Origin of the sequence: Burkholderia sp. MSMB1459WGS (assembly GCF_001534535.1) — a bacterium.
Classification (GTDB): Bacteria; Pseudomonadota; Gammaproteobacteria; order Burkholderiales; family Burkholderiaceae; genus Burkholderia.
The window spans coordinates 184,892-206,257 of record NZ_LPMU01000026.1 but is presented as its reverse complement, the minus strand read 5'-3'; the positions used below and the strand labels follow the sequence as shown (position 1 = coordinate 206,257).

Below are 21,366 nucleotides of genomic sequence, written 5' to 3'. Positions count from 1 at the left end.
ACGCTTCAGTTCAAACCTGTTACTGTTTTCGGTTCTTTCGAACCGGTCGCTCACTCAAAGCTGACAGGAATATGAATTGCTTCATAAACCTGACTTACTTTAGTGTGAGACTCTTGATACTTTTGCTATCTGATCCGAGGATCAGCTCGCTTTCATCAAGCGCCCACACTTATCGGCTGTTAATTTTTAAAGAGCATTCTGCGAGGGATCTTGAACCCCTTAGCAGCACTGCGTTTTCAGCAGCAGAGAAGCGAGATTATGAACCGTGTTTCGCAGCGCGTCAACAACTTTCTGCACGACATCGTTGCGACTACGGGGCTCTCTTCCTGCGCCGTCGGGCTCGCTACCTCCGAACCCCAACAGCACCGCTTCCCTTCCTCCCGCGCTGCGTTTCCGTTAGCGCGAAAGAGGCGTGATTCTATGCATCCGCCCCCTTCCGTGCAAGCTCTTTGTGAAGAAAGTTTGAAAAAGCCTCCGTGCGCTGCCGCGCACGGAGGCTTTTGAAGAACCGAGCGAAGCAATCACGCCGAGAATCGATACAGAGCAGTCACCGGATACCTACCGCGGTGCGCGGCGCCCGCCGATCAACGGTGCTTGAACACCGGCTTGCGCTTCTCGACGAATGCCGCCATCCCTTCCTTCTGGTCTTCGGTTGCGAACAACGAATGGAACAACCGGCGCTCGAAGTGGACGCCTTCGGCCAGCGTCGTCTCGTACGCGCGGTTCACCGACTCCTTGACCATCATGACCGCCGGCAGCGAGAACTCGGCGATCGTCGTCGCGGCGGCAATCGCCTCGTCGAGCAGCTTGTCGGCCGGCAGCACGCGCGACACGAGCCCGGCACGCTCGGCTTCGGCGGCGTCCATGAAGCGCGCGGTCAGGCACATGTCCATCGCCTTCGCCTTCGATACCGCGCGCGGCAAACGCTGCGTGCCGCCCGCACCCGGCATGACGCCCAGCTTGATTTCCGGCTGACCGAATTTGGCCGTGTCCGCCGCGAAGATGATGTCGCACATCATCGCGAGCTCGCAGCCACCGCCCAGCGCAAAGCCCGAAACCGCAGCAATGATCGGTTTGCGGATCTCGCGGACCGTCTCCCAGTTGCGCGTGATGTAGTCGCCCCGATAGACATCCATATAGGAGTAGGCCGCCATCATGCCGATGTCCGCGCCGGCCGCGAACGCCTTCTCGCTCCCGGTCACGACGATCGCGCCGATATCGTCGTCCGCATCGAACGCCTTCAGCGCAGCACCCAGCTCGTCCATCAGCGCATCGTTCAGCGCATTCAGCGCCTTCGGACGGTTCAGCGTCACCAGACCGACACGCCCGCGGGTCTCCACCAGGATGTTCTCGTAAGCCATCTATTTCTCCTCGATCAATGAAATGAGAAACGCCTCGCACATGCGAATAGTTTGATGCTACCATTCTCCGACCAACCGGTCGGTTAATTAATCGATCCGATCCCTCTCAACGTTCATCAGGCCGCCGCCATGACCCATGCCCTGTTCACGAAGCACGAAGACACGCTGAAACACGCACTCGCCGCCATCGAGAGCCGCGGGTACTGGAGCCCGTTCGCCGAAATGCCGAGTCCCAAAGTGTACGGGGAAAGAGCAAGCGCGGACGGTGAGGCCGCGTTCAAGTCGCACCTCGACAAGACCTTCGTGCTCGACCAGCCGGCGTCCGGTGAAACGGTCGGCGCCGAGCGCTCGCCCTACGGCATCGCGCTGGGCGTCCGGTATCCGAAATCGACGCCCGACGCCCTGATCGCTGCCGCAGCGGCCGCGCGACGCACGTGGCGCGAAGCCGGCCCGAGCGCGTGGGTCGGCGTCAGCCTCGAAATCCTCGCGCGCCTGAACCGCGCAAGCTTCGAAATTGCCTACAGCGTGATGCACACCACGGGGCAAGCCTTCATGATGGCGTTCCAGGCCGGCGGCCCGCACGCGCAGGACCGCGCCCTCGAGGCAGTTGCCTATGCGTGGGACGAGCTGCGCCGCATCCCCGCCGATGCGCACTGGGAAAAGCCGCAAGGCAAGAACCCGCCGCTCGCGATGCACAAGCGCTATACGATCGTGCCGCGCGGCACGGGCCTCGTGCTCGGCTGCTGCACGTTCCCGACCTGGAACGGCTACCCGGGCCTGTTCGCCGATCTGGCAACGGGTAATGCCGTGATCGTCAAACCGCATCCGGGCGCGATTCTGCCGCTCGCCATCACGGTGCGGATCGCCCGCGACGTGCTGCGCGAAGCAGGGTTCGATCCGAACGTCGTCACGCTCCTCGCGACCGAACCCAACGACGGCGCCCTCGTCCAGGATCTCGCGCTGCGCCCGGAGATCAAGCTGATCGACTTCACCGGCAGCACGCAGAACGGCACGTGGCTCGAACGCCATGCCCATCAGGCGCAGGTCTACACCGAGAAAGCCGGCGTCAACCAGATCGTGATCGACTCGACCGACGACCTGAAGGCCGCCGCCAAGAACATCGCGTTCTCGCTGGCGCTGTACTCCGGCCAGATGTGCACGGCACCGCAGAACATCTACGTGCCGCGCGACGGCATCCGGACGGCCGACGGCCATGCGAGCTTCGACGACGTCGCACAAGCGATCGCGATTGCCGTGCAAAAACTCACCGGCGACCCGGCACGCTCGGTCGAACTGATCGGCGCGATCCAGAACGACGGCGTGACCGCGCGTATCGACGACGCGCGCAAACTCGGCCGTGTGCTCGCGGACAGCGTGCCCCTCCAGCACCCCGCTTTCCCCGATGCGCGCGTGCGTACGCCCCTCGTACTGCAACTCGACGTGGCCGACCGCGAGAAATTCACGCAGGAGTGGTTCGGCCCGATCTCGTTCGTGATCGCGACCGACTCGACCGCGCAGTCGCTCGATCTGGCCGGTGCAATCGCCGCCGAGCATGGCGCACTGACCCTCTCCGTCTACAGCACCGACGACGCAATCGTCAACGCCGCACACGACGCGGCGGTGCGTGGCGGCGTCGCGCTGTCGATCAACCTGACGGGCGGCGTATTCGTCAATCAGTCAGCCGCCTTCTCCGACTTCCACGGCACGGGCGCGAATCCAGCCGCCAACGCCGCGCTGGCCGACCCGGCATTCGTCGCCAACCGGTTCCGCGTGGTTCAAAGCCGCGTCCATGTTGCCCCGAAGGCAGTACCTGCGGAAGCTGGCCAGACGGCATAACCCGAATGGCCGACGTGCAAACGCCGCCACGTTCTCTACCATGAACGAATCCACCACCCGGCGGGTTCGTCACTCACCGATACGCTCATGACAGACGCCTACATCTGCGACGCGATTCGCACTCCCATCGGCCGCTACGGCGGCGCCCTGAAAGATGTCCGCGCCGACGACCTCGGCGCGGTGCCGCTCAAGGCGCTGATCGAGCGAAACCGCGACGTCGACTGGGCAGCGATCGACGACGTGATCTACGGCTGCGCGAACCAGGCCGGCGAAGACAACCGCAACGTCGCGCGCATGGCCGCGCTGCTGGCAGGCCTGCCCACCGCCGTGCCGGGCACGACGCTGAACCGACTGTGCGGCTCCGGAATGGATGCGGTCGGCACGGCAGCGCGCGCGATCAAGGCAGGCGAAGCGCGCCTGATGATCGCAGGTGGCGTCGAGAGCATGACGCGCGCACCGTTCGTGATGGGCAAGGCCGCGAGCGCGTTCGCGCGCCAGGCCGACATCTTCGATACGACGATCGGCTGGCGTTTCGTCAATCCGCTGATGAAGCAGTTGTATGGGGTCGATTCGATGCCGGAGACGGCCGAGAACGTTGCGGTCGATTACCACATCAACCGCGCGGATCAGGACCTGTTCGCGCTGCGCAGCCAGCAGAAGGCCGCGCGGGCACAGCAGGACGGTACGCTCGCCGAGGAAATCGTACCGGTCACGATTGCGCAGAAGAAGGGCGATCCCGTGGTCGTGTCGCGTGACGAGCATCCGCGCGAAACGTCGCTCGAAGCGCTCGCGAAGCTGAAGGGCGTCGTGCGCCCGGACGGCTCGGTCACGGCCGGCAACGCGTCGGGCGTCAACGACGGCGCCTGCGCGCTGCTGCTCGCCAATGCGCAGGCGGCCGACCAATATGGCCTGCGCCGCCGCGCGCGCGTCGTCGGGATGGCGACGGCCGGCGTCGAGCCGCGCGTGATGGGCATCGGCCCCGCGCCGGCCACGCAGAAGCTGCTGCACCAGCTCGGCATGCGCATCGACCAGTTCGACGTGATCGAACTGAACGAGGCGTTCGCGTCGCAAGGTCTCGCGGTGCTGCGCATGCTCGGCGTCGCCGACGACGATCCCCGCGTGAACCCGAACGGTGGCGCGATCGCGCTCGGCCACCCGCTCGGCGCATCGGGCGCGCGGCTCGTCACCACAGCGCTCCATCAACTCGAGCGTACCGGCGGCCGCTTCGCGCTCTGTACGATGTGCATCGGCGTCGGCCAGGGCATCGCGCTCGCGATCGAACGCGTGTAACCGACGCGCCGCGCGCCTATAACGAAGTCATGAAGGAGACACTGCATGTCCTATCAGGCGATCCAGCTGGATATCGATCAGGCCGCGCGCGTGGCCACGATCACGCTCAACCGCCCCGACAAGCTGAACAGCTTCACACGGGCGATGCATCGCGAACTGCAATCGGCGCTCGATGAAGTCGAAGCGGCCGGCGCACGCGCACTGATTCTGACGGGTGCGGGACGCGGCTTTTGCGCGGGCCAGGACCTCGCCGACCTCGACTTCACGCCAGGCGCCTCCACCGACCTCGGCACGCTGATCGACGAGCATTTCAATCCGCTGATCCGCCGCCTGCAGCGTCTGCCGATTCCCGTGATCGCCGCCGTCAACGGAACGGCGGCCGGCGCCGGCGCAAATCTCGCACTTGCGTGCGACCTTGTGTTCGCTGCCCGCTCGAGCAGTTTCATCCAGGCCTTCGTCAAGATCGGGCTCGTGCCCGATTCGGGCGGCACGTGGTTCTTGCCGCAACGCGTCGGCATGGCACGCGCGCTGGGGCTCGCGCTGACCGGCGACAAGCTCGGCGCCGAACAAGCCGAACAGTGGGGCCTGATCTGGCGCGCGGTCGACGACGACGCGCTCGTCGCCACGGTCCGCCAGCTTGCCACCCAGCTCGCGCAGCAGCCGACGCTCGCCATCGCATCGATCAAGCAGTCGATGCGAGACAGCGTCACTAACACGCTCGATCAGCAGCTCGACCTCGAGCGCGACCTGCAGCGCAAGCTCGGCCAGTCGGACGACTATGCGGAAGGTGTGAAGGCCTTCATCGAGAAGCGCGCGCCGCGCTTCGAAGGGCGTTGACATGATGAACGCCACCGCCACGCTCGACCCCGATTCGCTTGCCCGCGCCACCGCGCAGGCCATGTACGACGCCGACGCCTGCAGCCGCGCGTTCGGCATGGAAATCGTCGAAGTACGCGCCGGCTACGCCCGCCTGCAGATGCGCGTGCGGCCCGAATTCCTGAACGGGCACCAGACCTGTCACGGCGGAATCATCTTCACGCTCGCCGATTCGACGTTCGCGTTCGCGTGCAACTCGTACAACCTGAATGCGGTCGCAGCCGGCTGCTCAATCGAATTCCTGCGCCCCGTGCACGGTGGCGACGTGCTGACGGCCGAGGCGGTCGAACAGGCGCGTGCCGGCCGCCACGGCATCTACGACATCCGCGTCACGAACCAGACAGGCGACACGATCGCGATGTTTCGCGGCAAATCGGCCCAGATCAAGGGCACGGTCATCCCGGAAGACCGCTGACGTCGACGGCTCGCCCCATAACAAACACTGGAGACATGCATGACTACCCCGCTACCGCTCGAGCCGATCGAGACCGCCTCACGCGACGAGTTGACCGCGCTGCAGCTCGAACGCCTCAAGTGGTCGCTCCGGCACGCGTATGACCACTCGCCCGTCTATCGCCGCAAGTTCGACGAAGCCGGTGTGCATCCGGACGACCTGAAAGCGCTCGCCGACCTGTCGCGCTTTCCGTTCACGACCAAGGGCGATCTGCGCGACAGCTATCCGTTCGGGATGTTCGCGGTGCCGCAGGACCAGATCTCGCGCATCCACGCGTCGTCGGGCACGACCGGCAAGCCGACGGTCGTCGGCTATACGGCCGCCGACATCGATACGTGGGCGAATCTCGTCGCACGCTCGATCCGCGCCGCCGGTGCGCGCCGCGGCGACAAGGTCCACGTCAGCTACGGCTACGGGCTGTTCACGGGCGGGCTCGGCGCGCACTACGGCGCCGAACGCGCAGGGCTGACCGTGATCCCGTTCGGCGGCGGCCAGACCGAAAAACAGGTACAGCTGATCCAGGATTTCCGGCCCGACATCATCATGGTCACGCCGAGCTACATGCTGTCGATCGCCGACGAGATCGAGCGCCAGGGTCTCGATCCCGTGCAGAGTTCGCTGCGCATCGGCATCTTCGGCGCGGAGCCGTGGACCAACGACATGCGCGTCGCGATCGAACAGCGGATGGGCATCGACGCGGTCGACATCTACGGGTTATCCGAAGTGATGGGCCCGGGCGTCGCGTCCGAATGCGTCGAGACCAAGGACGGCCCGACCATCTGGGAAGACCACTTCTATCCGGAAATCATCGATCCCGACACCGGCGAAGTGCTGCCGGACGGCCAACTCGGCGAACTCGTGTTCACGTCGCTGACGAAGGAAGCGCTGCCGATCGTCCGCTATCGCACGCGCGACCTCACGCGCCTGTTGCCGGGCACCGCCCGGACGATGCGCCGGATGGAGAAGATCACCGGACGGTCGGACGACATGATGATCGTGCGCGGCGTCAACGTGTTCCCGACACAAATCGAGGAACAGTTGCTCAAGCAGCGCGCGCTCGCGCCGCACTATCAGATCGTGCTGACCAAGGAAGGTCCGCTCGACGTGCTGACGCTCAACGTCGAGCCGTGCCCGGAAACCGCGCCCGATACCGCGGCGATCCAGGCGGCAAAACAGGCGCTCGCGTACGACATCAAGTCGCTGATCGGCGTGACGGCCGTGATCAACGTGCTGCCCGTGAACGGCATCGAGCGCTCGGTCGGCAAGGCGCGCCGCGTCGTCGACAAACGCAAGGGCTGAGGTCGCGCGCCGCGCATGCGGCGCGCAGCGGCCGATCCGCGCCTGCAAACGAAACAGCCCGGTCGGCCAATGCCGATCGGGCTGCTCGACTCCAAAGCGTCGTTCGACGTGACGCGCACAGCATTACGCGAACTGAAATCACATGGGCACACCGGCGATCAGACCGGCACACCCACGCGCACGAGGTGCGCCATCAATGCCGCCGCTTCGTTCGCGCGCGACCGTCCTGCCAGCCGGCGCCGCCCGACATCACGAATTCGGGAACAGCAGCCACATCCTGCCGACCTGCTTCATCCGGCCGGCCAGGTCGCCGGCATCGTCGCCGAGCCCCCAGAAATAGTCTGCCCGCACGCCGCCCTTGATCGCCGAGCCCGTATCCTGCGCGAACACGAGCCGGTTCATCGGCGTATTCGTCAGCGGACGCGTGGTCTGCAGGAACACCGGCGTGCCGAGCGGGATCGACGACGGATCGACCGCGATCGAGCGCTCCGGGGTCAGCGGCACGCCGAGCGCGCCGATCGGGCCGTCCGCGCCGCCGTGCGGCGCATCTTCCTTGGTCGGCATGTCGCGGAAGAACACGAAGCGCGGATTCGTGTCGAGCAGCGCGTCGACGCGCGTCGGGTTCGCCTTCGCCCAGGCCTTGATGCCCTGCATCGTCGCCTGCGCGGGCGTCAGCTCGCCGCGATCGAGCAGCCACTTGCCGATCGAACGGTACGGCTGATTGTTGGTGCCGCCGAAGCCGACCCGCATCACCGAACCGTCGTCGAGCAGCACGCGACCCGAGCCCTGCACCTGCAGGAAGAATGCCTCGATCGGATCGTCGACCCACACGAGCTCGTTGCCGTTCAGGATGCCGGCGCGCTCGAGCTGCGCGCGTGCCGGCAGCGCGGCGCCCGCGCGATAGCCGGCCGGCCAGCGATAGAGCGCGTATTGATACGGGCCGCGGCGCACGCGCGACCCGTGCAGCAGCGGCTCGTAATAGCCGGTCACGAGCCCGTCGAGCGTCCCGTCGGTATTCGCGAGCTGGAACGGCGTGAAATACGTTTCGAAGAAGGTGCGTGCGCTGCTGACGTCGAGTTCGTCGAGCCGATCGGCGGCCGCGCAAGCGCGCGTCCAAGCCGGCTGGCGCGCGAGCCGCGCACAATTCTGCCGCAGCGCGGCCGTCGCGCCGATCAGCGAATCGTCCTGCCAGCCCGGCACCTGCTGCCACGCGACCGGCGTGAGCCGCTTCGCGGCGACCTGCCCCGGCACGATCGCCGCGCCGGTCGGCGGCTTCAGCGCGGAGGTTCGCGTCGGCGCGCCGCCGCACGCGGAGAGCAGCGCCGCCGCCGCGGCTGCGGCCATCCACCCGGCCAGCCGGGGCCCAAACCACATACAATGTCCGTTCTTGATGGAAACCGCCATGTCAGATTTTCTCGACCAATATCCGATGCTCATCTTCGCGCTCGAAGCCTTCGTAGCGCTTGCCCTGCTGATCTTCATCGTCGTGTGGACGTCGTCGGGCAGAAAGAAGCAGGCCCGCCACAACGACCGCCAGCCGCGCTGACGCGCGCCGCACGCTCAATGCAGCGTGCGCGGCATGTGCAGGGCGAACTCGTCGACCGGCGCCTCGAAGCGCTCACCGTCCTCCGCCACGCAGAAGTACGCGCCGCGCATCGTGCCGACCGGCGTCGCGATCACGGCCCAGCTCGTGTATTCGAAATGCTCGCCCGGCTGCAGCAGCGGCTGGTGGCCGACGACGCCGAGCCCCTTGACTTCCTGCACGTGGCTCTCGCTGTCCGTGATGATCCAGTGGCGCGCGATCAGTTGGGCCGCGACCTGCCCCGTGTTGCGGATGGTCAGCGTGTACGCGAATGCGTATTGACGGTGATCGGGGTCGGATTGTTCCGGCAAGTAGCTGGTTTTCACCGAAACGGTGAACTGATACTGACTCATGGTGTGTCCGCTGTAGGTAACCGCGCGCGCCGACTCGGGCGGCCGGGCCGCGGGCGCGCTGCATTGGTTCGGCATTCTATGCGCAATCGGGCCGCAACCGCACGGCCTGCCGCCGCGCACCGGGTCGCCGGACGGTAGAATGACGGTTTTGCGCCGCAACGTCCCCGCTCCCCTGTCATGACTCAATTCCGCATCGCTCCCAGCATCCTGTCGGCCGACTTCGCACGGCTCGGCGAAGAAGTCCGCAACGTGGTCGCCGCCGGCGCCGACTGGATTCACTTCGACGTAATGGACAACCATTATGTGCCGAACCTCACGATCGGCCCGCTCGTCTGCGAGGCGATCCGCCCGCACGTGCAGGTACCGATCGACGTGCACCTGATGGTGCGCCCGGTCGACCGGATCGTGCCCGATTTCGCGAAGGCCGGCGCGAACCTGATCAGCTTCCACCCGGAAGGCTCGGACCACATCGACCGCACGCTGTCGCTGATCCGCGACCACGGCTGCAAGGCCGGCCTCGTGTTCAACCCGGCCACGCCGCTGAACTACCTCGACCACGTGATGGACCGCCTCGACTTCGTGCTGCTGATGTCGGTGAACCCGGGCTTCGGCGGCCAGTCGTTCATTCCGGAAACGCTGAACAAGCTGCGCGAGGCGCGCGCCCGCATCGACGCGTACACCGAACGCACGGGCCGCGAGATCCTGCTCGAAGTCGACGGCGGCGTAAAGGCCGACAACATCGCGGAAATCGCGGCAGCCGGCGCCGACACGTTCGTCGCGGGTTCGGCGATCTTCGGCAAGCCCGACTATCGCAAGGTGATCGACGAGATGCGCGCGGCGCTCGCCACCGTCGAGCGGAGCTGACGCCGTGGCCGACTCGTCGTTCGCCGGCCACGCGCCGGCCGGGGCCGCCTCGGACGCGGCCGCGATCCGCTTTACCGCGCCGCGCATCGATGCCGCGCTGATCGACCTCGACGGCACGATGGTCGACACGGCCGACGATTTCACGGCCGGCCTGAACGGGATGCTCGCGCGGCTCGGCGCGCCGGCCACGTCGCGCGACGAAGTGATCGGCTACGTCGGCAAGGGCTCCGAACACCTGATCCAGAGCGTGCTGAAGCCGCGCTTCCCGGCCGATGAAGCGCACGCGCGCTTCGACGACGCGCTCGCGATCTACCAGACCGAATACGCGAAGATCAACGGCCGCCACACGCGTCTCTATCCGGACGTGGCGGCCGGGCTCGACGCGCTGCGCGCGGCCGGCATCCGGCTCGCGTGCGTGACGAACAAGCCGCACCGCTTCGCGGTCGAGCTGCTCGAGCAATACGGGCTGGCCGGCTGCTTCGGCATCGTGCTCGGCGGCGACAGCGTCGCGCGCAAGAAGCCCGATCCGCTGCCGATGCTGACGGCCTGCGACGCGCTCGGCGTCGCGCCGGACACCGCAGTCGCGATCGGCGACTCGGAAAACGATGCGCTGGCCGGCCGCGCGGCCGGGATGGCGACGCTGACGGTGCCGTACGGCTACAACCACGGCAAGGCTATACAAACGATAAATTCGGATGGTATAGTCGATTCGTTGCTGGTCGCGGCTCGCGCAATTTCCGCGCACAACGCCGGCCGGCCAACCGTCTGATTATTTCTTCCATCCGCATGTTTCTGAATAAAAAACGGAGTCTGAGCAGCATCGACCGGGGAGCCTGGCCCTGGCGTCGCTGGTCGCGCTGACCTCTTCGATGAGGTACGCTGAAGCACGTCTTCAGCGCCGTTTTTTATCTCGCTGCGCATCCGCGCGCCGATCGTCGCACCACCTCGAGTTCCACCGCGCCCGAACGCTTGCGTTCAGGACCGGCCGCAGGCTCGCGACGTTCACGCCCGGAGTGCCGGCCGGCAACAGGCACTTCTCGATCGACCGCCCTTTCGCCGACGGCCACCCGCGCAGCGTCAAGTGATCCCTGGCGCCCGCGCCGCTCGTCCCGAACAGGACCGGAACATGACCGAACTCGAATTCCAATCGCTCGCGAACGAAGGCTACAACCGCATCCCGCTGATCGCGGAAGCGCTCGCCGATCTCGAAACGCCGCTGTCCCTCTACCTGAAGCTGGCCCAGCCCGAACGCGCGGGCGCCAACTCGTTCCTGCTCGAATCGGTGGTCGGCGGCGAACGTTTCGGCCGCTACTCGTTCATCGGCCTGCCCGCCCGCACGCTCGTGCGCACCCGCAACGGCGTGTCGGAAGTCGTGCGCGACGGCCAGATCGTCGAGACGCACGACGGCGACCCGTTCCAGTTCATCGAATCGTTCCAGGCGCGCTTCAAGGTCGCGCAGCGCCCGGGCCTGCCGCGTTTCTGCGGCGGCCTCGCCGGCTACTTCGGCTACGACGCGGTGCGCTACATCGAGAAGAAGCTCGCGAACACCGCGCCGCGCGACGATCTCGGGCTGCCCGACATCCAGTTGCTGCTGACCGAGGAAGTCGCGGTGATCGACAACCTCGCCGGCAAGCTGTACCTGATCATCTACGCGGACCCGGGCCAGCCCGAAGCGTACGCAAAGGCAAAACAGCGGCTGCGCGAACTGAAGCAGCGCCTGCGCACGACCGTGCAGCCGCCCGTCACGTCGGCGAGCGTGCGCACCGAGACGTTCCGCGAATTCAAGAAGGACGACTATCTGGCCGCCGTGCGTCAGGCGAAGGAATACATCGCGGCCGGCGAGCTGATGCAGATCCAGGTCGGCCAGCGGCTGACGAAGCCGTACCGCGACAATCCGCTGTCGCTGTATCGCGCGCTGCGTTCGCTGAATCCGTCGCCGTACATGTATTACTACAACTTCGGCGATTTCCACGTGGTCGGCGCGTCGCCGGAAATCCTGGTGCGCCAGGAAAAGCGCGGCGACGACCAGATCGTCACGATCCGTCCGCTCGCCGGCACGCGCCCGCGCGGCAACACGCCGGAGCGTGACGCGGAACTCGCGACCGAGCTGCTGAACGATCCGAAGGAGATCGCCGAACACGTGATGCTGATCGATCTCGCGCGCAACGACGTCGGACGCATCGCGGAGATCGGCTCGGTGCAGGTGACCGACAAGATGGTGATCGAGAAGTACTCGCACGTGCAGCACATCGTCAGCTCGGTCGAAGGCAAGCTGAAGCCCGGCATGACGAACTACGACGTGCTGCGCGCGACGTTCCCGGCCGGCACGCTGTCCGGCGCGCCGAAGGTGCGCGCGATGGAACTGATCGACGAGCTCGAGCCGGTCAAGCGCGGGCTGTACGGCGGTGCGGTCGGCTACCTGTCGTTCTCGGGCGAGATGGATCTCGCGATCGCGATCCGCACGGGCCTGATCCACAACGGCAACCTGTACGTGCAAGCGGCGGCAGGCGTCGTCGCGGATTCGGTGCCCGAATCCGAATGGCAAGAGACCGAGAACAAGGCGCGCGCGGTGCTGCGTGCGGCCGAACAGGTCCAGGACGGCCTCGATAGCGACTTCTGACCGGAGACTGACCATGCTGCTCATGATCGACAACTACGACTCGTTTACCTACAACCTGGTCCAGTACTTCGGCGAACTCGGCGAGGACGTGCGCACCTACCGCAACGACGAAATCACGCTCGACGACATCGCGCGCCTGAATCCCGACACCATCTGCCTGTCACCGGGGCCGAGCAATCCGCAACACGCGGGCATCACGCTCGACGTGCTGCGCGAATTCGCGGGCAGGAAGCCGATCCTCGGCGTCTGCCTCGGCCACCAGGCGATCGGCGAAGCGTTCGGCGGCCGCGTGGTGCGCGCGAAGACCATCATGCACGGCAAGGTGAGCCGGATCGAAACCGACTGCCGCGGCGTGTTCGCCGACCTGCCGAAGCATTTCGACGTCACGCGCTATCACTCGCTCGCGATCGAACGCGAATCGCTGCCCGATTGCCTCGAGGTGTCCGCATGGACCGACGACGGCGAGATCATGGGCGTGCGCCACAAGACGCTGCCGGTCGAAGGCGTGCAGTTCCACCCGGAATCGATCCTGTCCGAGCACGGCCATGCGCTGCTCGAGAATTTCCTGAAACAGAGCCGCGCTGCGGCCGCACCGGCCGCCTGACGGGAGACGCACGATGACGATTACCCCGCAGGAAGCGCTGCAGCGCACGATCGAGCACCGCGAGATCTTCCACGACGAAATGCTGCACCTGATGCGGCTGATCATGCGCGGCGACATGTCGCCCGTGATGGCGGCCGCGATCATCACCGGGCTGCGCGTGAAGAAGGAGACGATCGGCGAGATCGCCGCCGCCGCGACCGTGATGCGCGAATTCGCGAACCACGTCGAGGTGCGGGACAACTCGAATTTCGTCGACATCGTCGGCACCGGCGGCGACGGCTCGCACACGTTCAACATCTCGACCGCGTCGATGTTCGTCACGGCGGCCGCGGGCGCGAAGGTCGCGAAACACGGCAACCGCGGCGTGTCGAGCAAGTCCGGCAGCGCCGACGTGCTCGAGGCGCTCGGCGTGAACATCGACCTGCAGTCGGACCAGGTCGCCGCATCGATCGCCGAAACCGGCATGGGCTTCATGTTCGCGCCGAACCATCACCCGGCGATGAAGAACATCGCGGCCGTGCGCCGCGAACTCGGCGTGCGCACGATCTTCAACATCCTCGGCCCGCTGACCAATCCGGCCGGCGCGCCGAACCAGCTGATGGGCGTGTTCCACCCCGACCTCGTCGGCATCCAGGTGCGCGTGATGCAGCGCCTCGGCGCACAGCACGTGCTCGTCGTGTACGGCAAGGACGGGATGGACGAGGTGTCGCTCGGCGCCGCGACGCTCGTCGGCGAATTGCGCGACGGCGAGGTGCACGAATACGAGATCCATCCGGAGGACTTCGGCCTGCAGATGGTGTCGAACCGCACGCTGAAGGTGGAAAATGCCGACGAATCGCGCACGATGCTGCTCGGCGCGCTGGACAACCAGCCGGGCGTCGCGCGCGAGATCGTCACGCTGAACGCGGGCACCGCGCTCTATGCGGCCAATATCGCCGAGTCGATCGCGGACGGTATCCAGCTGGCCCGCGAAGCGATCGCGAGCGGCAAGGCCCGCGCGAAGGTCGACGAACTCGTGCGCTTCACGCAGCAGTTCAAGCGCTGACCCTCTTACGAATCAAGCAGGAATCCCTATGAGCGACATTCTCGACCGAATCATCGCCGTCAAGCGCGAAGAAGTGGCGGCGGCCATGCGTAGCACGCCCCTCGAGGCGCTGAAGCTGGAAGCCTCCGCGCGCGACCTGCGCGACTTCGTCGGCGCGCTGCGGGCGAAACACGCGGCCGGCAACGCCGCCGTGATCGCCGAAATCAAGAAGGCAAGCCCGTCGAAAGGCGTGCTGCGCGAGCATTTCGTGCCGGCCGACATCGCGCGCTCGTATGCGGCGCACGGCGCCGCGTGCCTGTCGGTGCTGACCGACGAGCAGTTCTTCCAGGGCGGCGTCCGCTACCTCGAGGAAGCGCGCGCGGCCTGCACGCTGCCGGTGCTACGCAAGGACTTCATCGTCGACGCGTACCAGATCGTCGAAGCCCGCGCGATGGGCGCCGACGCGATCCTGCTGATCGCCGCGGCACTCGACACGCCGCTGATGCAGGATCTGGAAGCCTATGCGCACTCGCTCGGCCTCGCGGTGCTGGTCGAAGTGCACGACCGTAACGAGATGGAACAGGCGCTGACGCTCAAGACGCCGCTGCTCGGCATCAACAACCGCAACCTGCGCACGTTCGAGACGTCGATCCGGACCACGCTCGACATGCTCGACATGATTCCGGCGGACCGCATCGTCGTGACCGAATCGGGCATCCTGTCGCGCACCGACGTCGACACCATGCGCGCGGCGAACGTGAACACGTTCCTCGTCGGCGAGGCGTTCATGCGCGCCGACCAGCCGGGCGAGGAACTCGCACGGATGTTCTTCTGATGGCGATCGAAAAGGAAATCAAGCTCGCGCTGCCGGCCGGCCAGGCCGACGCCGCGCGCCGCTTCTTCGAGACGCTGACCGGCGAACCCGGCCACACGATCACGCTCGCGAACGTCTATTACGACACGCCCGATCTCGCGCTGGCGCGCTCGAAGAGCGCGGTGCGCGTGCGCCGCACGCCGGACGGCTGGCTGCAGACGTTCAAGACGGTCGGCAGCGCGGAAGGCGGCCTGCACCGCCGCCACGAATGGGAACTGCCGGTCGCGGGCGACGCGCTCGAAATCGACGCGCTCGTCGCGGCCTGCGACGTGCCGGAAGCCGCCGCCGCGCTGAATGACGCGGCCGGTGCACTGTACGCGCTGTTCCGCACGGATTTTTCGCGTACGCTGTGGCGCATCGCAATCGGCGGCGCGACCGTCGAGGCCGCGGTAGACCTCGGCGAGATCGTCGTCCAGGCGGAACACGAAACGCGCCGCGAACCGATCAGCGAAATCGAACTCGAACTGATCGACGGCCCGGAAACGGCGCTCGCGACGCTCGCCGCCGAACTGCAGCAGGCGCTGCCGGGCCTCGTTCCCGAAAACATCAGCAAGGCGCAGCGCGGCTACCGGCTGCGCGCGCAATAAACACGCATCACGCATGGCAACCCGCAAGACTTCCCGCGCGCCGCAACAAGCGTCGCTGTTCGACGATCCCGTGCCGGAACCGGCACCGGCCGATATTCCGTCCGAGGCTTCCGAGCCGCCCGCGGCCCAGCGAAAATCCACGAAGAAGACAGCCGCACCGGCGCCCGCGCCGGCCCCGACCGCCTCGACACCGCAGCCCGTTGCTGCCGACGTGCCACATCTCGCCGCGCAATTCGACGCGCTGCCGGCCGTCTGGCGCGACGTGCTGAAACCGTTCACCGACAGCGACGCGTACGCGCCGCTGTGCCGCTTCGTCGATGAGGAGCGCGCGGCCGGCAAGACGGTCTACCCGACCGACGTGTTCCGCGCACTGCGCCTGACGAGCCCGGACGACGTGAAGGTCGTGATCCTCGGCCAGGACCCGTATCACGGCGACGACCGCGGCACGCCGCAGGCGCACGGCCTCGCGTTCTCGGTGCCGCCGGCCGTGCGCCCGCCGCCGTCGCTGCGCAACATCTTCAAGGAAATCTCCGCGAACTTCGGTCACGACACACCGCGTCACGGCTGCCTCGATACATGGGCGCGCCAAGGCGTGCTGCTGCTCAACACCGTGCTGACGGTCGAGCGCGGCGCGGCCGCGAGCCATGCGAAGCGTGGCTGGGAGCAATGCACGGACACGCTGATCCGCGAGCTCGCCGGCCGCCATCGCGGGCTCGTGTTCATGCTGTGGGGCGCGCATGCGCAGGCGAAGCGCGCACTGTTCGACGCGAACGCGCATTGCGTGCTCGAGGCGCCGCATCCGTCGCCGCTGTCCGCGCACCGCGGGTTCCTCGGCTGCCGCCATTTCGCGCTCGCGAACGACTATCTGATCGATGCAGGCCGCGAACCGATCGACTGGCGCCTGCCGGACGCAGCCGAAACGCTCGCGTAACGGCCTAGCGCCCGTCCACGCTAATAACGGGCTTGCGCTGGCCCCAAGGTTCGCCGGGCGAATACGAAAATGCCGCGTCCCTTTCGGGGCGCGGCATTTTTTATCGGGCGATGCAGCGGGTGCATCGCACCCGCATCGACCTGACGCGTTACGCGGCGGCGATCGCTTCGCGTGCGCCGGCCAGCGCGGCGCTCTGCGCATCCGGGCCAAGGTTCAGGCCTTCGGCGTGGATGAAGCTCACGTCGGTCATGCCGACGAAGCCGAGGAACGTGCGCAGGTACGGCGTCTGGCTGTCGTTCGGCGTACCCAGGTACTTGCCGCCGCGCGCCGTCACCACGTAAACCTTCTTGCCCTTGATCAGGCCTTCCGGCCCGTTCTCGGTGTAGCGGAACGTGACGCCTGCACGGGCGATCCAGTCGAAGTACGTCTTCAGTTGCGACGAGATGCCGAAGTTGTACATCGGTGCGCCGATCACGATGATGTCGGCAGCCTGCAGCTCGGCGATCAGCGCATCGCTCTTCGCGACGATCGCATTCTGTTCCGCGGTGCGCTTGTCGGCCGGCGTGAAGAACGCGCCGAGCACCGATTCGTCGAGGTGCGGCAGCGCATCGGCCAGCAGGTCACGAACCACGACGTTCGCGCCGGGGTTCGATTGTTGCAGCTTTGCCGTCAGTTCGTTGGCCAGCAGCGTGGATTGCGCACCTTGCGAACGCGCGGCGGAATTGATTTGCAGAATGGTCGTCATGTCAGGCTCCGGTAGGGGTTGCGCTTCGGTAGCGCGAGTGACGCCATTGTGCGGGGCCGCATGACCGCGAAAAAGCGGGTTCTGGGCGACGGATTGTTGCAGCAGCGGGACAATACCCGATCGCGCCCCGATACCCGCTCGCGTACGTTTACCCCTTCAGCCAGGCTTCGCGGGCCTTCGTGGCCGCAGCCGGCTTCGCGGCCGCCGTCAGCCGGTAGCGCGTGACTTCCGGACCGTCGAGCTTCAGTTTCGCGGTGCGAAGCTCGTCGCGGCGAAACGCGTGGACCTCGACCTTGTCGCCCGGCCGGTAGCGGGCCAGCAGCGCATCGAGATTCGTGCCCGTCACGCGCAACCCGTCCACCGCGATCAGCGTGTCGCCGGCCGACAACCCCGCGCGATGCGCGGCGCCGCCTTCGTAGACCGCCGCCAACGTGCAGTCCGCGCCACCGCGCAAGCGCGCGCCGATCGTCGGCTTCTCGGCCGCGCCGAGCGCGACGTCGGGGGCCAGCGTCACGCCGAACGGCGCGAGCAGGTCGCCGAGCGGCAGGTCGCGCGTGCCGTGCACGGCGTCCGCGAACAGGCGGCCGAGCGCGACGCCCGTCGCCTCTTCGATCAGCGTCTCGACTTCGTTTTCCTCCACGCCCGCCTGCTTGCCGCGATAGAAGTCGCGGCCGTAGCGTTGCCACAGCAGGCGCATCACGTCGTCGAGCGACTTCCGGTTACGCGTCTGCGCGCGAATCGCAAGGTCGAACGCGAGCGCCACGAGCGAGCCCTTCGTGTAATAGCTGACGATCGCATTGGTCGCGTTCTCGTCCTGACGGTAGTACTTGATCCACGCGTCGAACGAGCTTTCCGCGACGCTCTGCTTGAGCCGGCCCGTGCCGCGCAGCACGCCGCCGATCGTGCGGCCGAGCGCCGCGAAATATTCGTCCTGCGACATCAGCCCGCTGCGGACCAGCATCAGGTCGTCGTAATACGACGTGAAGCCCTCGAACAGCCACAGCAGCGACGTGTAGTTCTCGCGCGTGAGGTCGTACGGCACGAACGCCGCCGGCTTGATGCGCTTCACGTTCCACGTGTGGAAATACTCGTGGCTGCAGAGGCCGAGATACGTGCGATAGCCTTCCGTCGTTTCCGGCCGCCCCTTCACCGGCAGGTCGGTACGGTTGCAGATCAGCGCGGTCGACGCGCGATGCTCGAGGCCGCCATAGCCGTCACTGACCGCGAGCGTCATGAACACGTAGCGGTCCATCGGCGCCTTCTTCGACTTCGGCTCGAACAGCGCGATCTGCGCTTCGCACACGCGTTTCAGGTCGGTACGCAGCCGCTCCAGGTCGAGCTGCGTCACGCGCCCGGCGATCACGATGTCGTGCAGCACGCCGTGCGCGTCGAACGTCGCGAGCGCGAATTCGCCGATCGTCACCGGATGGTCGGACAGCTCGTCGTAGTTCGCCGCGCGATACGCGCCGAAACCGTAGCGCTTCGTCCCGCTCGCCTCGGGCAGCGCAGTGCCGACCCGCCACGTGCGGAACGCGGCGCCGGCCGGTTTAGCGATGTCGACTTCGCACGGCGCGTCCTCTCGGCCGGCGACGCTCAGGAACACGGCCGTCGCGTTGAAGAAGCCGCCCGACTCGTCGAGATACGCGGAGCGCACCGACAGGTCCCACGCATAGACGTCGTAGCGCAGCGTCAGCGCGCCGGTCACGGGCGCGGCCTGCCACGTGTGCTTGTCGGTCTTCGCGATGCGCACCTTGCGGCCCGCGTCGTTGAACGCGCGCAGCGTCACGATGTTGCGCGCGAACTCGCGCACGAGGTAGCTGCCCGGAATCCACACCGGCAGCGAGAAACGCTGGCCTTCGGGATCGGGATCGGCAACCGTCACCGTCACTTCGAACAAGTGCGCGGCAAGATCTTTCGGGACAATCGAATAGCGGATCGGCTGGGTCATCGTGGCAATCGGTCGGGGCGGGCGAAAACGAAGAGAGGCGCCGGCAGATCATGCGGGCGCCCCTCGCCGGCCGGGCCGTGCGCCCGGCGTGCGGTCGGTTACTTGCTCGAGGCGAGCGCCTGGTTGAGCTGGTCGGCCGATACCGCGCCCGGCAGGCGGCGGCCGTCCGGCAGGAAGATCGTCGGCGTGCCGGTGACGTTCATCCCGCGGCCGAGCGCGAGGTTCTTGTCGAGCGCGGTGGTGTCGCAGGTACCGGCGCCGGACGGCGCGCGGTGGTCGAGCATCCAGCTTTCCCACGTTTTCGCGCGGTCGGTCGCACACCAGATCGCCTTCGACTTCGCGGTCGAATCCGGCGACAGCACCGGGTACAGGAACGTGTAGACGGTCACGTTGTCGACCGACTGCAGCGTCGTCTCGAGCTTCTTGCAGTACGGGCAGTTCGGATCGGAGAACACCGCGATCTTGCGGGCGCCGTTGCCCTTGACGACCTTGATCGCATTCGTGAACGGCAGGCTCGCGAAGTCGATCTTGTTGATTTCGGACAGGCGGGCGTCGGTCAGATTCTTGTGCGTCCTGGCGTCGACGAGATCGCCGAGCAGCACGTAGTCGCCGGCCGCGTCGCTATAGATGATCTGCGAGCCGAGGTTCACTTCGTAAAGGCCGGCCACCGGCGATTTCGACACGCTCTTGATCGGCGCGTCGTTACCGAGACGGGCTTGCAGCGTGGCCTTCAGCTTGTCGGTGGTCTGGTCGGCCTGCGCGGTGCAGCCAAGCGTCGCCATCGTGACGGCCAGCGCCAGCGATGCGATGCGGATCGTTTTTTTCATCGAAATCTTCCCTTCAGCTCAATCGGAGTGCACGGCACAGTGTACGCCGTAACGGAACCGTCTCCGACCGGCGCGGCGGCAGAAGGTTCGTTCAGCCGAGCGCGGCCGACACGAGCCAGCGCTTCACGAGCGGTTGCGCGCCGACGAACGCCATGCCCGCATTGCGCACCGCCTTCGCGAGCGAGCCCGGCACCGCGAACAGCCGCTGCAGGCCGTCGGTCGCGACCATCAGCGCGCGGATGTCCTCGCGGCGCGAACGCTCGTAGCGGCGCAGCAGCACCGTATCGCCGAGATTGCGGAAGCTTTCCTTGCCCGCGATCGCATCGGCGAGCGCCGCGACGTCGCGCAGCCCGAGGTTCATCCCCTGCCCCGCGAGCGGGTGGATCAGGTGCGCGGCATCGCCGACCAGCGCGACGCGCGGCGCGATCAGCTTGTCGACCGTCTGCAGCGCCAGCGGGAAGCCGGCGGCCGGCGTCACGCATTCGAGCGCGCCGACCTGGCCGTGCGACACACGTTCGACCTCGGCCGCGAGCTGCGCCGGATCGAGTGCGAGCAGTTCGTCAGCATGCGCGGTGTGCGCGGACCACACGAGCGACACGTGGCCGTCCGGCAGCGGCAGCAGCGCAACGATCTCGCCTTCGTGAAACCATTGGTAGGCCGTCTCGCGGTGCGGCAGCGACGCCTTGAAGTTCGCGACGACGCCCGTCTGCCGGTAGTCGCGCCGCTCTACCCTGGCCCCTATTTGGGAGCGCACCCACGAATGCGCGCCGTCGGCGCCGACCACGAGATCCGCTTCGAGCACCTGCCCCGACGACAGCGTGAGCACGGCCGCGTCGTCGCGCACGTCGAAACCCTGCGCACGTGCGTCGAACCACGTGAGGTTCGGCTGGAATCGCAGCGCGGCGTCGAGCGACGCCTCGACCAGCGACGATTCGGCGATCCACGCAAGCTGCGGCACGGACGCCTGGTAGGCGGAGAAATGCAGTTCGGCATGCGCATCGCCATACACGCGCATGTCGTACACCGGCGCGAGCCGGCCATGGTCGAGCGCCTGCCAGACCCGCAGCCGCTCGAGCAACGCCTGCGAACTGGACGACAGCGCGTAGACACGCGTGTCGAACGCGAGATCCGCGGGGCGCGGCGTGGCCGGCTGGGCGAGCAAGGCTGTCTTGTAGCCGGACTGGGTCAGCGCGAGCGCGGCCGTCTTGCCGACGAGCCCGCCGCCGACCACGGCGACGTCGAAGGTATGGTGGGCAGTCATGGCGGGCATTATAGCCGCGGGGCCAAACCC

The 21,366-nt window shown here is 66.8% G+C and carries 21 protein-coding genes; 14 read left to right on the top strand and 7 right to left on the bottom strand.

The annotated features are described in order from the left end of the window. Window positions 1-584 precede the first annotated feature (584 nt). Complete coding sequence (locus tag WT97_RS12575) at window positions 585-1,361, bottom strand: enoyl-CoA hydratase (protein WP_059499653.1); 777 nt, start codon at window positions 1,359-1,361, stop codon at window positions 585-587. Window positions 1,362-1,490: 129 nt separating this feature from the next. On the opposite strand from WT97_RS12575, the gene paaN reads away from it, so the two are divergent. From paaN to paaK, 5 genes are all read left to right on the top strand, one after another. Further along, on the top strand, window positions 1,491-3,197 hold the full coding sequence (paaN, locus tag WT97_RS12570; protein ID WP_060353541.1) for a phenylacetic acid degradation protein PaaN: 1,707 nt from the start codon (window positions 1,491-1,493) through the stop codon (window positions 3,195-3,197). Window positions 3,198-3,284: 87 nt separating this feature from the next. Then, a complete protein-coding gene (gene pcaF, locus WT97_RS12565; protein WP_060353540.1) occupies window positions 3,285-4,487 on the top strand; it encodes a 3-oxoadipyl-CoA thiolase in 1,203 nt (400 codons plus the stop codon). Between the two features lie 45 nt (window positions 4,488-4,532). Continuing rightward, window positions 4,533-5,324, top strand: a complete 792-nt coding sequence (paaG, locus tag WT97_RS12560) for a 2-(1,2-epoxy-1,2-dihydrophenyl)acetyl-CoA isomerase PaaG (RefSeq protein ID WP_059795264.1) — start codon at window positions 4,533-4,535, stop codon at window positions 5,322-5,324. Window position 5,325: 1 nt separating this feature from the next. Beyond that, window positions 5,326-5,778 (top strand): hydroxyphenylacetyl-CoA thioesterase PaaI, encoded by a 453-nt coding sequence (paaI, locus tag WT97_RS12555; protein WP_059499657.1) that lies wholly within the window; start codon window positions 5,326-5,328, stop codon window positions 5,776-5,778. A 39-nt stretch (window positions 5,779-5,817) separates the two neighbouring features. Beyond that, window positions 5,818-7,116, top strand: coding sequence for a phenylacetate--CoA ligase PaaK (paaK, locus tag WT97_RS12550; RefSeq protein WP_060353539.1), 1,299 nt, complete (start codon window positions 5,818-5,820; stop codon window positions 7,114-7,116). 249 nt (window positions 7,117-7,365) lie between these two features. Here the strand turns inward: paaK and WT97_RS12545 are convergent, their stop codons facing one another. Next, window positions 7,366-8,490, bottom strand: coding sequence for a murein transglycosylase A (locus WT97_RS12545; RefSeq protein ID WP_257128486.1), 1,125 nt, complete (start codon window positions 8,488-8,490; stop codon window positions 7,366-7,368). Window positions 8,491-8,518: 28 nt separating this feature from the next. Between WT97_RS12545 and WT97_RS34900 the strand changes: the two genes are divergently transcribed. Further along, window positions 8,519-8,662 (top strand): hypothetical protein, encoded by a 144-nt coding sequence (locus WT97_RS34900; RefSeq protein ID WP_006482075.1) that lies wholly within the window; start codon window positions 8,519-8,521, stop codon window positions 8,660-8,662. Between the two features lie 14 nt (window positions 8,663-8,676). On the opposite strand, the gene apaG is transcribed toward WT97_RS34900, so the two are convergent. Further along, on the bottom strand, window positions 8,677-9,051 hold the full coding sequence (gene apaG / locus WT97_RS12540) for a Co2+/Mg2+ efflux protein ApaG (RefSeq protein WP_006477037.1): 375 nt from the start codon (window positions 9,049-9,051) through the stop codon (window positions 8,677-8,679). 177 nt (window positions 9,052-9,228) lie between these two features. Between apaG and rpe the strand changes: the two genes are divergently transcribed. The 8 genes from rpe (at window position 9,229) to WT97_RS12500 (ending at window position 16,555) form a co-directional block, all read left to right on the top strand. Further along, window positions 9,229-9,915, top strand: coding sequence for a ribulose-phosphate 3-epimerase (gene rpe / locus WT97_RS12535; protein ID WP_006482066.1), 687 nt, complete (start codon window positions 9,229-9,231; stop codon window positions 9,913-9,915). A gap of 4 nt (window positions 9,916-9,919) precedes the next feature. Continuing rightward, a complete protein-coding gene (locus WT97_RS12530; protein WP_059795261.1) occupies window positions 9,920-10,684 on the top strand; it encodes a phosphoglycolate phosphatase in 765 nt (254 codons plus the stop codon). A gap of 357 nt (window positions 10,685-11,041) precedes the next feature. Continuing rightward, a complete protein-coding gene (gene trpE / locus WT97_RS12525) occupies window positions 11,042-12,535 on the top strand; it encodes an anthranilate synthase component I (protein WP_060353538.1) in 1,494 nt (497 codons plus the stop codon). A 13-nt stretch (window positions 12,536-12,548) separates the two neighbouring features. Beyond that, window positions 12,549-13,139, top strand: a complete 591-nt coding sequence (locus tag WT97_RS12520) for an aminodeoxychorismate/anthranilate synthase component II (protein ID WP_034209841.1) — start codon at window positions 12,549-12,551, stop codon at window positions 13,137-13,139. A gap of 13 nt (window positions 13,140-13,152) precedes the next feature. Then, a complete protein-coding gene (trpD, locus tag WT97_RS12515) occupies window positions 13,153-14,184 on the top strand; it encodes an anthranilate phosphoribosyltransferase (RefSeq protein WP_034209840.1) in 1,032 nt (343 codons plus the stop codon). A gap of 28 nt (window positions 14,185-14,212) precedes the next feature. After that, window positions 14,213-14,998: an indole-3-glycerol phosphate synthase TrpC gene (gene trpC, locus WT97_RS12510; protein ID WP_059499662.1), complete on the top strand. Its 786-nt coding sequence runs from the start codon at window positions 14,213-14,215 to the stop codon at window positions 14,996-14,998. Then, window positions 14,998-15,624: a CYTH domain-containing protein gene (locus WT97_RS12505; protein ID WP_059499663.1), complete on the top strand. Its 627-nt coding sequence runs from the start codon at window positions 14,998-15,000 to the stop codon at window positions 15,622-15,624. The genes trpC and WT97_RS12505 overlap by 1 nt, the downstream gene beginning before the upstream one ends. A gap of 13 nt (window positions 15,625-15,637) precedes the next feature. Further along, entirely contained in the window at window positions 15,638-16,555 is a 918-nt protein-coding gene (locus WT97_RS12500) for a uracil-DNA glycosylase (RefSeq protein WP_060353537.1), read from the top strand. A gap of 148 nt (window positions 16,556-16,703) precedes the next feature. On the opposite strand, the gene WT97_RS12495 is transcribed toward WT97_RS12500, so the two are convergent. The 4 genes from WT97_RS12495 to WT97_RS12480 form a co-directional block, all read right to left on the bottom strand. After that, a complete protein-coding gene (locus tag WT97_RS12495; RefSeq protein WP_059499665.1) occupies window positions 16,704-17,300 on the bottom strand; it encodes an FMN-dependent NADH-azoreductase in 597 nt (198 codons plus the stop codon). Between the two features lie 148 nt (window positions 17,301-17,448). After that, on the bottom strand, window positions 17,449-19,248 hold the full coding sequence (locus WT97_RS12490) for a M61 family metallopeptidase (RefSeq protein ID WP_060353536.1): 1,800 nt from the start codon (window positions 19,246-19,248) through the stop codon (window positions 17,449-17,451). Between the two features lie 98 nt (window positions 19,249-19,346). Beyond that, window positions 19,347-20,075, bottom strand: coding sequence for a DsbC family protein (locus WT97_RS12485; RefSeq protein WP_060353535.1), 729 nt, complete (start codon window positions 20,073-20,075; stop codon window positions 19,347-19,349). A 91-nt stretch (window positions 20,076-20,166) separates the two neighbouring features. After that, complete coding sequence (locus WT97_RS12480) at window positions 20,167-21,345, bottom strand: UbiH/UbiF family hydroxylase (protein ID WP_059795243.1); 1,179 nt, start codon at window positions 21,343-21,345, stop codon at window positions 20,167-20,169. Window positions 21,346-21,366: the final 21 nt, after the last annotated feature.